The organism is Streptomyces paromomycinus, assembly GCF_003865155.1.
GTDB classification, from domain to species: domain Bacteria; phylum Actinomycetota; class Actinomycetes; order Streptomycetales; family Streptomycetaceae; genus Streptomyces; species Streptomyces chrestomyceticus.
In genome coordinates, this window is the sequence record NZ_BHZD01000001.1 from 915,867 (window position 1) to 928,172 (window position 12,306).

At 74.0% G+C, this 12,306-nt stretch carries 11 protein-coding genes; 10 read left to right on the forward strand and 1 reads right to left on the reverse strand.

Annotation, left to right across the window (positions count from 1 at the left end):
• Positions 1 to 77: 77 nt before the first annotated feature.
• From OEIGOIKO_RS03475 to OEIGOIKO_RS03505, 7 genes are all read left to right on the forward strand, one after another.
• Entirely contained in the window at positions 78 to 968 is an 891-nt protein-coding gene (locus OEIGOIKO_RS03475) for an ABC transporter permease (RefSeq protein ID WP_125058412.1), read from the forward strand.
• Positions 965 to 1,822, forward strand: coding sequence for an ABC transporter permease (locus OEIGOIKO_RS03480; protein WP_125051731.1), 858 nt, complete (start codon positions 965 to 967; stop codon positions 1,820 to 1,822). Before OEIGOIKO_RS03475 ends, OEIGOIKO_RS03480 begins: the two co-directional genes overlap by 4 nt.
• Before the next feature lie 46 nt (positions 1,823 to 1,868).
• On the forward strand, positions 1,869 to 3,359 hold the full coding sequence (locus tag OEIGOIKO_RS03485) for an ABC transporter ATP-binding protein (RefSeq protein ID WP_125051733.1): 1,491 nt from the start codon (positions 1,869 to 1,871) through the stop codon (positions 3,357 to 3,359).
• Between the two features lie 219 nt (positions 3,360 to 3,578).
• On the forward strand, positions 3,579 to 3,977 hold the full coding sequence (locus OEIGOIKO_RS03490; RefSeq protein WP_246177938.1) for a cyclic nucleotide-binding domain-containing protein: 399 nt from the start codon (positions 3,579 to 3,581) through the stop codon (positions 3,975 to 3,977).
• A gap of 186 nt (positions 3,978 to 4,163) precedes the next feature.
• Entirely contained in the window at positions 4,164 to 4,838 is a 675-nt protein-coding gene (locus OEIGOIKO_RS03495; RefSeq protein WP_125051737.1) for a CBS domain-containing protein, read from the forward strand.
• A gap of 191 nt (positions 4,839 to 5,029) precedes the next feature.
• Entirely contained in the window at positions 5,030 to 5,725 is a 696-nt protein-coding gene (locus OEIGOIKO_RS03500; RefSeq protein ID WP_125051739.1) for a DUF305 domain-containing protein, read from the forward strand.
• Positions 5,726 to 5,966: 241 nt separating this feature from the next.
• A complete protein-coding gene (locus OEIGOIKO_RS03505; RefSeq protein ID WP_125051741.1) occupies positions 5,967 to 7,535 on the forward strand; it encodes an AMP-binding protein in 1,569 nt (522 codons plus the stop codon).
• A gap of 89 nt (positions 7,536 to 7,624) precedes the next feature.
• Here the strand turns inward: OEIGOIKO_RS03505 and OEIGOIKO_RS03510 are convergent, their stop codons facing one another.
• Positions 7,625 to 8,437, reverse strand: coding sequence for an alpha/beta fold hydrolase (locus OEIGOIKO_RS03510; protein ID WP_125058413.1), 813 nt, complete (start codon positions 8,435 to 8,437; stop codon positions 7,625 to 7,627).
• A gap of 252 nt (positions 8,438 to 8,689) precedes the next feature.
• Here OEIGOIKO_RS03510 and OEIGOIKO_RS03515 point away from each other — a divergent pair, with 252 nt between their 5' ends.
• From OEIGOIKO_RS03515 to OEIGOIKO_RS03525, 3 genes are all read left to right on the forward strand, one after another.
• On the forward strand, positions 8,690 to 9,766 hold the full coding sequence (locus OEIGOIKO_RS03515; RefSeq protein WP_125051743.1) for a glutamate--cysteine ligase: 1,077 nt from the start codon (positions 8,690 to 8,692) through the stop codon (positions 9,764 to 9,766).
• A gap of 228 nt (positions 9,767 to 9,994) precedes the next feature.
• Complete coding sequence (locus OEIGOIKO_RS03520) at positions 9,995 to 11,035, forward strand: thiopeptide-type bacteriocin biosynthesis protein (protein WP_125051745.1); 1,041 nt, start codon at positions 9,995 to 9,997, stop codon at positions 11,033 to 11,035.
• Entirely contained in the window at positions 11,032 to 12,228 is a 1,197-nt protein-coding gene (locus tag OEIGOIKO_RS03525; RefSeq protein ID WP_125051747.1) for a thiopeptide maturation pyridine synthase, read from the forward strand. Before OEIGOIKO_RS03520 ends, OEIGOIKO_RS03525 begins: the two co-directional genes overlap by 4 nt.
• Positions 12,229 to 12,306 lie beyond the last annotated feature (78 nt).

The window sequence follows — 12,306 nt, forward strand, 5'->3', positions numbered from 1 at the left end:
CCGTACCGAAACTTGCGGCGCGCCGCGCCGGCGCCCTGGCCGCACGGGCGGCGGCCGTCCTGGCCAAGCGCGTCCTGATGCTGGTGGTACTGCTCGCGCTCGTCTTCGCCGCAATCGAGCTGCTGCCGGGCGACGCGGCCACGGCCACGGCGGAGCGCGGTGAGGGCGCGGCGGGTGTCGCCGCGCGCCGCCGCCTGCTCGGCCTGGACCGGCCGGTGTGGGAGCGCTTCTGGGACTGGATCACCGCGCTGCCCACCGGTGACCTGGGCACCTCGGCCCGCGGCGAACGCGTCGGCGACCTGCTCGCGGCACCGCTGCCCAACACCGTCCTGCTGGGCAGCACCGCCTTCGTCCTGACCGTGCTCGGCGCGCTGGCCCTGGGGATCTGGGCCGCCGCACGCCCGAAGGGCCTCGTCGACCGGGCCGTGGACCTCACCTCGACCGCCGCCTTCGCGCTGCCCGAATTCGTGGTCGCCGTCGGCCTGTTGCTCGTCCTGTCGCTCTGGACCGGATGGCTGCCCGCCGCCACCGTCACCGGCGCCGACGGTGCCCCCGCCACCTGGACGATGCTGGTGATGCCGGTGCTGGCGCTGACCGTGCCGCAGACCGGCTGGAACACCCGTATCGTCCGCGGCGCCCTCGCCGACCAGGCCGCCACCCCGCACGTCGAAGCGGCCCGCCTGGACGGACTGACCACCCGGCAGGTACTGCTCCGGCACGCGCTGCCCGGCGCCTGGCCCGCCATCGCCACCGGCGTCGCCACCTCCACCGGCATGCTGCTCGGCGGCACCGTCGTCGTCGAGACGCTCTTCAACTACCCCGGCATCGGCACGGTGCTGGCCGGGGCCGTCGCCGACCGCGACACCCCGGTCATCGCGGCCGTCGTCGCCTGCTCGGCCGCGCTGATCACCGTCGTCCTCCTGCTGGCCGACCTGGTACGCGCCCGCACCCTGGGAGCCCGCCCATGACCGCCACCGAAGCGCACGCGCCGCCCCGCCCGCGCCGGACGGGCCGGTTGGAGCCCCGCGTCCTGACCCCCGTCGTCCCCGCCGCGCTGCTCGTCCTGGTGGCCCTGGCGGGCCCGCTGCTCGCCGCGCACCCGGTCGACAAGCCGGTCACCGCCCCGTACGGCGAGGCGGGCGCGAACGGCGCGGTACTGGGCGGGGACCAGCTCGGCCGGGACGTGCTCAGCCGCCTGCTGAACGGCGGCAGCGCGCTGATCGGCAGCGCGCTCGTGGTGGCCGTGGCGGTCACCTTCCTGGCCACCCTGCTCGGCTGTTTCGCCGTCCTCAGCCCGCGACTGGGGCGGCTGGTCGAACGTGCGGCGGACACCGCGATCCTGCTTCCGCCGGTGCTGGGCATCATGCTGCTCGCGCTGGCCTGGCCGGGCGGCGGCCGCCTCGCGATCACCGTGGCCGCCGTCCTCCTGGGAATCCCGTACGCGGTACGGATCGTCGCGGGCGCGGCGGCGCCGGTCGCCGCCACCGGGTTCGTCGAGGCCGCCGTCGCGAGCGGCGAACGCCCCGGGCACCTGGCCCTGCGGGAGATCCTGCCCAACCTGCGCGCCACCGTCCTCGCCCTGTTCGGCCTGCGCTTCGTCGACGCGGTGTACGTCATCTCCATGGCCGGCTTCCTCCAGCTCGGGCCCCGGCCGCCGGAGGCCGACTGGGCCCTGATGGTCCGGGAGAACGGCCCCGGCATCCTCCTCAACCCGTGGGCGGTGGTCGCCCCCGGCCTCGCCATCGGCGCGCTCGCCATCAGCGTCAACCTCGCCGCCAACGCCCTGGCACCCGCCACCGCCCGCAGGGCCGTCCTGCGCTGACCCCCCGGCCACCCGCGCTCGCGCGCCCGCTCCCCAGGACTCCGCCGTGACCGACTCCCCGCCGCCCGTCACCGTCACCGGCCTCGAAATCGGCCTCGCCGACGGGCCCGTACTCCTGCGCCGCGCCGGCCTCCGCCTGTGCGGCGGCCGGATCACCGCCCTCACCGGGCCGTCCGGCTCCGGCAAGACGACACTGCTGCGTGCCGTGCTCGGCGAACTTCCGCGGGGCGCCCGCGTCATCTCCGGCAGCATCGAGGTGCTGGGGCAGGACGTGCTGACGCTCGCGCCCGGGGCGCTGCGCACCCTGCGCCGCCGGCACGTCGCCTATGTGGGCCAGGACCCGGGTTCCGCCCTCGACCCGCGGATGACGGCCCGCCGTCTGATCACCGAACTGGCCGCCGACCGCTCGCCCGAGGCCGTCGAACGGGCCATGGCCGAGTGCCGTCTGCCGGCCCCGCTCGCCCATCACCGCCCCGGTGCCCTCTCGGGCGGGCAGCAGCGACGGCTCGCACTGGCCCGCGCGCTCGCCCGGCGTCCCGAAGTGCTGCTGCTGGACGAGCCCACCGCCGGACTCGACGCGGACCTGCGCGACGACATCACCGCGCTCCTGCGCCGGCTCGCCGACCGGCACGGCCTCGCCGTCATCATGGCCAGCCACGATCCACACGCCGTCGCGGCCTGCGCCGACTCGGTCGTCACCTTGGGTGCCGGGGCCGTTCCGTACGGAGCCACCGCCACGAGGGTTCCGGCGACTTCCCCATCAGTGCACGCTTCGGCCACGACTTCGCCGCCGGCTCCGGCCGAGGGGGCCACGACCGCCTCCGAGGGCCTGCGCGCCGACAACCTGCACGTCGCCTTCACCCACCGCGGCCACACCCACCACGCCCTGGCGGGCGTCGGCCTCCACCTCCCCACCGGCTCCGCCATCGGCATCACCGGCCCCTCCGGGTGCGGCAAGACGACCCTCCTGCGGACGCTCGCCGGCCTCCAGGTCCCGCAGACCGGCACCCTGACCTGGAACGGCCGCCCGCTGCCCGCGAACGCCCGCAAGCGCAGCCGGGACCAGCAACGGCGCATCCAGTTCGTCCCGCAGAACCCCCTGGGCGCCCTCAACCCCTCCCGCACCATCGGTGCCACGCTCTCCCGCCCGCTCCGGCTGCACCGTGTCGTCGCCGCCCCGGACCGGCCCGAACGGGTCGGCAGCCTCCTCGAAGCCGTCGGCCTCCCCCGCGACGTCGCCCGCCGCTACCCCCACGAACTCTCCGGCGGACAGCGCCAACGCGCCTCCATAGCGCGCGCCCTCGCCACCGAACCCGACCTCCTCCTGTGCGACGAGGTCACCTCCGCCCTCGATCCGGCGACCGCCACCGCGGTCCTGGACCTGCTCACCCGGCTGCGTGCCGAGCGCCGGCTGACGCTCGTCCTCGTCAGCCACCAACTGGACCTCGTGGCCGACTGCGCCGACACCGTCCACCTCCTGCGGGCCGGGCGCGTCGTCCGGCCCGCCACCCGCCGCGAAGGCGCCGCCTCGGCCTGAGCTGCCGGCCAAGAAGGGCTGTTCGGCCCGGTGCAGGGGCTGTTCGGCCCGTCCCGGAGCGCCCGCCGACGGCGGATGCTCAAGACATGGGAACCGCCGGTTCCAAAGCCCGCCCGGTACGGCCGGGGGCTGCGGTGCCGCGCAGGAAGGGGAGGTGGCGCGGTGAGGACGACGAACGCACGGCTCGGTGCACTGCCCGCGGAACACCGTGAGCGGCTGATGGCACGGGCGCAGGAGGTCTCCTTCCCCGCCGGGACTCGGATCTTCGAGGAGGACCGGAAGGCCGACCGCTTCTGGATCCTGCGCACCGGCACGGTCCAGCTCGACATCCGGGTGCCGGGCCGCCGGGCCGCCGTCGTCGAGACCCTGCACCCGGGCGACCTGCTGGGCTGGTCGTGGCTGTTCCCGCCGTACACCTGGCACCTGGGCGCGGAGACGCTGAGCCCCGTCCGGGCCTGGGAGTTCGACGCGCGGGAGATCCGGGCGCTGTGCGCGCAGGACCCCGCGCTCGGGCACGCGCTGGTGCTCCGGTACTCCCAGGTGATCGGGGACCGGCTGCGGTGCGCGCGGACCCGGCTGCTCGACCTCTTCGGACCGTACGGGAGCGGCGTGCACTGACCACCTGTGTCCGGGCCCTGGCCGGGCGCCCGGGGCCCGGGCACAGGTTTGCGGCCGTCGGGGCCGGCGGATCCTCCTCACGCCGCCGGCCCCGGCTCCGGCTCCGGGCACGGTGGACGGGTGTGTGGTGCACGGGCCCGTGATGCACAACCCTGGGGGAAGGAGCCCGCGCTGAAGGAGTCCGTGATGCAGGAGCCCGTGACGCCAGGGAACAACAGCCCCCGCACCGTCGGCGACGTGATGACCCACACCGTGATCAGTATCGGCCGTACCGCCCCCTTCAAGGAGATCGTCCGCACGATGGAGCAGTGGAAGGTCAGCGCCCTGCCCGTCGTCGAAGGGGAGGGCCGGGTGGTCGGTGTGGTGTCCGAGGCCGATCTGCTGCCCAAGGAGGAGTTCCGCGACCACACCCCCTCGCGCATCGAGCAGATGCGCGTCCTGGACGCCTTGATCAAGTCCGGCGGCGTCACGGCCGACGAGCTGATGACGGCCCCCGCCGTCACCGTGCACGCGGACGCCAGCCTCGCGCAGGCGGCCCGCACCATGGCCTGGTACCGGATCAAACGGATGCCGGTGGTGGACGCCCTCGGCCGGCTCGAAGGGGTGGTGAGCCGCAGCGACCTCCTCAAGGTCTTCCTCCGCGAGGACGAGGACATCGCCGAGGAGGTGCGGCGGACGGTCGTCGGGCAGCTCTTCGCGTCCCGGTGGCAGCAGTTGAGCGTCGAGGTGTCCCAGGGGATCGTCACCCTCGCCGGGACCATCACCGACACCTCGCTCATACCGGTGGCGGCGCGCCTCGCCCGCGCCGTCGAAGGGGTGGTCGACGTCGACATGCAGCTCAGGGGCGACAGCGGCGCCTGAGGCGCGGGGCGGACGGGCGGCCATGTCCGACTGCCCCGTGCCGGTCAACCACGCGCCCCCTCCCCTCATCACTTCGCGGCGTGCCGCGCCGTCGTGCGCTTCGCTTCTCCCCGCGTGTCGGTAATGCGGGCGTAGGCCGACGCGCACGCGGGGGTCCGCTCCGCGCGCAGAGAGATCGAGGTGGGCGAATCATGCATCCAGGCGAGCGACTGCCCTGTCGCCGTACCGCACTGGCCGGTGCCCTTGCCGCCGGGGCGCTGGCCCTCGCGGCCTGCGGGAGCGACGACGGTGGCGGGCCACGGACGGCGAGCGGCTCCGCCGCGGCGTCCCCGACCGCCTCCGCGTCGGAGGCCGCGCACAACGACGCGGACGTACGGTTCATGCAGCGGATGATCCCGCACCACCGGCAGGCCGTGGAGATGACGGAACCGGCGGGTGCCCGCGCCTCCGACCAGGAGGTCAAGAGTTTGGCCGCGGCGATCTCCAAGGAACAGACCGCCGAGATCGCCACCATGCGCGGGTGGCTGCGGTCCTGGGGCGAGCCGGAGGCGGCCGCGACCGGCTCCGGCGACCCCGGGTCGCCCTCCGCCGAGCACAGCCCGCACGGCATGGACCACGGGCAGGTCGGGCGGGACGAGTCGGACATGGACGGGATGGTGTCCGACCAGGACATGACCGCCCTGATGGACGCCGAGGGCGCCGCCTTCGACCGGAAGTTCACCCAGCTGATGATCAGCCACCACGAGGGCGCGATCCAGATGGCACGCACCGAACGCACACTGGGCCGGGACACGGGCGCGAAGCAGCTCGCCGACTCCGTCGTGCGGAGCCAGTCGGCGCAGGTGGCCCAGCTCAAGGCACTCCGCGACCGGCTCTCGCCCCGCTGACCCGCCCCGCCGGCACCCGGGCCGGGGCCTCCCCCGCCGTCCCACCGAGGGGAGGCCCCGGCCCGGGTGGCGCGCACCACGCCGTACCGCGCCCCAGGCCCTCCATACATACGCGGGCGCGCCGCGCCAGGCACTTTTCAGACATCACACGCTGTTCATCGGCAGGACACCTTCATACGGCAACCAATTGTTAGCTTACCGAGAAGTAGTAATCGCCTACATCAGTAGGGAGACATACTTCATGACCACCGAATCCCTTGAATCCTTCGCCGCAGAGGTGAATTCCCCGACGAACGACTTCTGCTCCTACGTGGAATCCGTCCTCGCCGTCCTGGCGGAAACTCCGGACCGCCCCGTGGTCACCACGGCGGACGGCCAAGAGATCTCCGCCGGGGAATTCCGCGACAGCGTGTACCGGATCGCCCGGGAACTGGCCGGCTGGGGCGTCGGGCGCGGCAGCACCGTGTCGCTGCTCTCCGGGAACCGGCCGGAGGCCCTCACCGCGCGCTACGCCGCCAACCTGCTCGGCGCCCGGGCCGTCTTCCTCTACCAGGGCATGGCCCCCGGGACGCTCGCCCGCATCACGGAGAGCGTGGACACCGCGCTGCTGCTGATCGACCCGGACCTGCCGGACGTCGCCGACAGCCTGCCGGCCCTCGCCCGGCCCCCGTACGTGCTCTCCTTCGGCCCCGGCCCGCACGGCCAGGACCTGCTGGCACGCGCGGCACGGCACGAGCCGGTCCCGGTGCGGAGCGCGGCACGTCCCGAGGACGACTGGTGCATACGCCACACCGGCGGCACCACCGGCGTCCCCAAGGGGGTGCGCATGCCGCACGGCCCCTACCGGGACATGCTCGCCTTCGGCTCCGTCGGCGCGGGCGAGCCGCCGCGCTTCCTGGCCTGCACCACCCTCGCGCACGTGGCCGGCAACATCGCCGACGCCACCCTCCTGGCCGGCGGCTCCGTGGTGCTCCAGCACTCCTTCGACCCCGGTGAGGTGCTCGCCGCCGTCGAGCGCGAGCGCATCACCCACCTGTGGCTGCTGCCCCCGCTGATCTACCGCCTGCTCGACCACCCCGGCCTGGCCGGCACCGATCTGTCCAGCATCCGGCGGATCACCTACGGCGGCTGCGCCGCGTCGCCGGCGCGGCTGCGGCAGGCGCACGAGACCTTCGGCCCGGTCCTGTTCGGCGGCTACGGTCAGTCCGAGGCGGGCCATGTCACCGTCATCGGACCGGACGAGCACCGGGACCTGCCCCCGGAGGGGCAGGCCACGGTCGGCCGGGTGATCCCGGGCGTCGAGGTCGCCCTCCACGACGAGCAGGGCGCACCCGTCCCCGTCGGGGCGGTGGGCGAGATCCGGGTGCGGTCCGGCCAGGCCATGACCGGCTACTGGAAGCAGCCCGGCCGCACCGCCGAGGTGCTGCGCGACGGGTGGGTGCACACCGGTGACCTGGGCTACCTCGACCACCAGGGCTATCTGTACATCGTCGACCGGCTCAAGGACATGATCATCGTGGTGGGCGGTCACGTGTACACCGGTGAGCTGGAGGATCTGCTGCTCACCCACCCGGCCGTCGCCCACTGCGCGGCGTTCGGCGTGCGCCGCGCGGACGCCGGCGAGGAGGTGCACGTCGCGGTCGTCCCCGCACCGGACCGTCCGCTGGACCTGGAGCGGCTGCGGGACTTCGTCACCCGCCACAAGGGCGCGATGTACGCGCCCACCGGGCTGCACCTGGTGACCGAGATCCCGCTGACGCCGGTCGGCAAGCCCGACAAGAAGCGCATCCGGGCCGCACTCGGCGCGTGAACGGGCCGTGCGCGGGCCCGCTTCGGTCCCGGCCGCCGTCAACCGGAAGGCCGGGGCCGAGTATGACGGCTCTGTCGGCCGACCGCCCCTCAGCGGTCCGGTTCGCCGAGAAAATCAATGATCGCGGAATTCACCGGGCCTGGTTTCTCCAGATAGCCGAAATGGCCGCACCCGGATATCTCGGTGTACCGGCAGCCGGGAATGCACGCGGCCACTTCCTCGGCCAGCCGCGGGCGGACGACCCGGTCGTCCGCGAATCCGACGACCAGACACGGACATTGGATGTTCCGGTACGCGGCCCGCCGGTCCTCGATCACCTGAAGCCCGAGCTGCCCGCGCATTCCGGCGGAACTCCCCGTCGCCGTCAGCTCGAACACGTCCAGCCAGCCGCGCAGCCCGTCCGGATCGCCGAGCGTCTCCGCCGACAGGTACTGCAACGCCTGGACGTACGCCGCGTACCGGGGCGGGAGCGCGACCCCGCTGTCGCACAGGTCGATCTCCGCCGCCGCCATGGCGCGGACCAGCATGTCCGCCCGGCCGATGGTCGCCATCAGCACCGCCCTGCGGACCAGCTCCGGCCGGGCAACGAGCAGTTCCTGCACGACGACCGAGCCCAGCGAGAAGCCCACCACGCGGCAGGGCCCCGGGCTGACGTGGGTGAGGAGACCGGCGAGGTCGGCCGCCATGTCGTCGAGGGTGAAGGGCTGCCCGGACGCGCCCTCCGGCGAAAACCCCCGGTGGTCGAACGTGATCACCCGGTACCCGGCCGCCGTCAGGGCGGGCACCTGATGCGCACGCCACACCCGTCCCGGCGCACCGGTCCCGGTGACCATCACGACCGGCTCCCCGGCGCCGTACTCCTCGTACCCGAGACTGATCCCGTTGGTCCGCACCACCGGCATGAGCCCGCCCCCTTCGTCCGCCGTACGACGTCCCCTCATGTCGTGCCCCTCCATCAGAGCAGGTCCGGCCCGGCTTGTACGGGTGTCCGACCGACCGCGCACCGGCCCGTGGGCGCGGCCGCCCGCGCCCGCCCGCATCGCGCCACTCCGTGGCCGCCCGACCCCTTGTGCCGTGCCGCGCGAGCGTTTCCCATGTCAGCAGACACGAAAAAGCCGTCCTGCTGACCGTCGCCGGTCGAGAGAGGCTGTCGTATGCGGAGTGTGGGAGTGGAAGAAGAGCTTCTCCTGGTGGACCCGCACTCAGGAAAGCCACGAGCCGCCTCCGGGACCGTACTGGCCGCGACCCCGGACGATTCCACCCTGGACAAGGAACTGCACCGCGAGCAACTGGAGATCGCGACCCGGCCCCGGCTGCTGATGGAGGACCTGGCCGCGGAGGTCACCCGCTGGCGCGGCGAGGCGGCGCGCCAGGCCCGCCGGGCCGGTACGGAACTGGTGGCCCTGGCCACCTCGCCGCTGCCCGTCGTACCGTCCCTCAACGTCGACGAGCGTTACCAGCGGCTGGCGGAGGAGTTCGGCCGCACCGCGCAGGAACAGCTCGCCTGCGGCTGCCACATCCATGTGTCCGTCGAGTCGGACGACGAGGGCGTGGCCGTGCTGGACCGTATCCGCCCGTGGCTGCCGACGCTGCTCGCGCTGAGCGCCAACTCGCCCTTCTGGCAGGGCAGGGACACCCGGTACAGCAGCTACCGGAGCCGGGTGTGGGGCCGCTGGCCGTCGTCCGGACCGGTGGAGCTGTTCGGCTGTGCGGAGAACTACCACCGGCGGGTGCGGGAGATGCTCGCGACGGCGACCCTGCTCGACGAGGGCATGATCTACTTCGACGCCCGGCTGTCGCGGCACTACCCCACCGTCGAGATCAGGGTGGCCGACGTCTGTCTGCGGTCCGACGACACGGTGCTGATCGCCGCCCTGGCCCGCGGGCTGGTGGAGACCGCCGCCCGTGCGTGGCGCGCGGGCGAGCCGCCGGACCCGGCCGGGATCGGCCTGTTGCGGCTGGCGTCCTGGCGGGCCGGCCGGTCCGGGCTGTCCGGCCGCCTCGTCCACCCGCTCACCTGGACCCCGGCCCCCGCCGAGGCCGTGGTGCACGCCCTGCTCGACCACGTCGGCGAGGCGCTGGAGGACTACGGGGACCTGGGGCTCGCCAAGGAGCGCCTGGACACCCTGATGGGCCGCGGCAACGGGGCGCACGTCCAGCGGGAGCGGCTGCGCCGGACGGGCAGCCTGCGGGCGGTCGTCGAGGAGTGTGTGCGGCTGACGACGCTGTAACGGCCGCGTGGCCGCGGGCCGGGCCCGGCCCGCGGCCGGCTCCGGCGCCTCGGTGCTGCCCTGCGGTGTCTCTGCGGTGGTCTGCGGTGCCTCTTCGGTGGACTGCGGTCCGTTCTTCGGTCACCCCGTGGTCGCACCGTGAAGACCGCCGCCCGGCCGCCGCCCGAGAATCGGGGTGGCCGGTTCCTGCCCCGCCGGGACCGGCGACCATCGATCGACGGAGGCGAGATGCTGACCGGTAGCGACCGGCTGGACCCCGGTACCGCGCAGGGCGCGGACTGGGTGGGCGCGCACATCTTCTACGACACCGGCCAGGACGCGCTGCTGACCGACGGTGTCCGCCCGCTGGTCGCCCGGCTGACGGCCGACGGTCTCGTCCAGCGGTGGTTCTTCCTGCGGTACTGGGAGGGCGGCCCGCACGTCCGGCTGCGCTTCCTCCCGGCCCGTACCGCCGACCGCGCCGGCATCGAGCGGCTGGCCGGCGAGCACCTGCGCGCGTACCTGGAGGCCGAACCGTCCCCGGACGTCGTGGACCGTACGCGCTTCGCCCAGGTCTCCGAGGGGCTGGCCGGCCTGGAGGGCCGGTCCGGCCAGGAGCAGCAGGAGGAGGTGCGGCCCAACAACTTCCTGGAACTCCGGCCGTACGAGCGGGAGAACTCCGACTTCGGGTACGACGCCGCCATCGCCGCCGTGGAGCGGCACTTCCACGAGTCCAGCGAGCTGGCGCTGTCCGTCGTCGGCACCGGCGCGACCGTCGAACAGCGCGCGATGCTGGCGTTCGACCTGGTCGTGGGGGTGTTCGCGCTCCTCGACGAGGTCCGCGACCGGTGGTCCCGCAACGGCGGCCCGCCGCTGCCGTTCGGCAGCGGCCCCGAGGCCGAGGACGTCGAGCCGCGGTACCGCGCCCAGCAGGCGCAGCTACAGGAGCGGGCCCGGCGCGTCTGGCGGCTGGCGGCCGCGCCCGAGGAGGCGCTCACCGGCGCGGGCGCGGACCCCCGCGCGTACTGGACGGCGTCCCTGCGCCGGCTGCGGGACGCGCTGCACGTGCTGGAGGACGCGGGGACCTTCACCAACGAGTGGACGGACTCGCCGCTCGTCGGGCCGCTCGAACTGGCCGAGACCGCGCACCCCGCCACGAGCCTGGTGCTGCTGCGCAGCGGTCACCTGGTCAACAACCGGCTCGGGCTGACCCTGTGGCAGGAGAGCCAGGTGCGGTTCCTCGTCGGCCGGGTCCTCGCCGAACTGCCCGAGGCGCTGACCGCCTCATGAGCGGGGCGGCCGCCACGTGGCACAGCATCCACGTCCACCACCACGACGAGAGCACCGAGCCCGCGCTCGTACTGGACGCCGTCCGCCCGGCGTTCGAGGCCGTCCGGGCGTCGGTCGTCGGCGCCTGGTTCGGCCGGCACTGGCTGCGCGGCCCGCACCTGCGCCTGAACTTCCGCACCACGGACGAGGAGTGGGCCGCGACGGTACGCCCGCAGGTCGTCGCCGCGCTGGAGACCTACGTCCGCGACCGCCCCTCCACGGCCCGGCTGGACGAGGCCGCGCTCGCGCCGGTGCACGAGCAGTTGGCGGAACTGGAGATGGAGACCGGCCCCCGGCACCCCTGGGTACCGGACAACACCGTCCTCGAACAGCCCTATGACCACCGGCTCCCGGTGCTGGGGTCGATGCGGGGCAGCGAGGTGCTGGCCGATTTCCTGAGCGACACGAACGACCTGGCGTTCGCGATGTACGAGCACCTGCGGGGCGGCGGCGCCCTGCCCGTGCTGGCGCTGGACCTGATGTGGACCACCGCGTCGGTGGCCGCCGTCCCGTTCGACGAGGGCAGCGCGCCGATCGCGCGCGGGTTCCTGTCCCTGCGGTCGCACGCCGACGCGTTCTTGTCCCGCACCCACGACCCGGCCGCCTACCGGGCCGCTTTCGACGAGCGGTACCGGCGGCAGGCCGACGCGCTGACCACCCGGCTGCGTACGGTGGAGTCCGTCCTGTCCGCGCGGCCCGGCTCCCCCGAGGCCACGGGCGCGGACGCCACCGTGCCGTTCGTCCGGGAGTGGGCCGAGGCCGTACGCCGGTGCCAGCGCGCCGCGTATCCGCTGCTGGAGTCCGGCGAGCTGACGCTCAGCGGCGCCGGCCGGGCCCCCCGGCTGCCGACCCGGCAGCTCAGCGACTTCCACCGGCTCCTGCAGACCGACCACGGCCACGACGGCTTCCTCCGCGACGACCACTGGTTCGCCTCCTTCCGGCTGGTGGTCAACTACCTCTACGTCCACCTCAACCGCCTCGGGCTGAAGCCCGTGGACCGCGGCCTGCTGTGCCACCTCGCGGCAAGCACGGTCGAAACGGTGCACGGCGTCACCGCGGAAGACGCCTTCCGACGCCATGTCGTCGCCGCCTCCCCCGCCGAGGCGACCCCCGAGTGGTCCCGGCTGAGCAAGGAGTGGGCCGAGGGCCGGTGACCGCCGGCCGGGCGGGCCGTGGCGGCCGTAACCAGTTGGACAGTACCGCGAGGGTTGTACATTGACCGCCGTTACGGC

Bases quoted from the DNA above. Each gene is read 5' to 3' on its own strand.
- OEIGOIKO_RS03490 (WP_246177938.1), top strand. From the start codon at position 3,579: ATGGCACGGGCGCAGGAGGTCTCCTTCCCCGCCGGGACTCGGATCTTC.
- OEIGOIKO_RS03500 (WP_125051739.1), top strand. From the start codon at position 5,030: ATGCATCCAGGCGAGCGACTGCCCTGTCGCCGTACCGCACTGGCCGGT.
- OEIGOIKO_RS03475 (WP_125058412.1), top strand. From the start codon at position 78: ATGCTGGTGGTACTGCTCGCGCTCGTCTTCGCCGCAATCGAGCTGCTG.
- OEIGOIKO_RS03520 (WP_125051745.1), top strand. From the start codon at position 9,995: ATGCTGACCGGTAGCGACCGGCTGGACCCCGGTACCGCGCAGGGCGCG.
- OEIGOIKO_RS03515 (WP_125051743.1), top strand. From the start codon at position 8,690: ATGCGGAGTGTGGGAGTGGAAGAAGAGCTTCTCCTGGTGGACCCGCAC.
- OEIGOIKO_RS03480 (WP_125051731.1), top strand. From the start codon at position 965: ATGACCGCCACCGAAGCGCACGCGCCGCCCCGCCCGCGCCGGACGGGC.
- OEIGOIKO_RS03505 (WP_125051741.1), top strand. From the start codon at position 5,967: ATGACCACCGAATCCCTTGAATCCTTCGCCGCAGAGGTGAATTCCCCG.
- OEIGOIKO_RS03495 (WP_125051737.1), top strand. From the start codon at position 4,164: ATGCAGGAGCCCGTGACGCCAGGGAACAACAGCCCCCGCACCGTCGGC.
- OEIGOIKO_RS03510 (WP_125058413.1), bottom strand. From the start codon at position 8,437: ATGCCGGTGGTGCGGACCAACGGGATCAGTCTCGGGTACGAGGAGTAC.
- OEIGOIKO_RS03525 (WP_125051747.1), top strand. From the start codon at position 11,032: ATGAGCGGGGCGGCCGCCACGTGGCACAGCATCCACGTCCACCACCAC.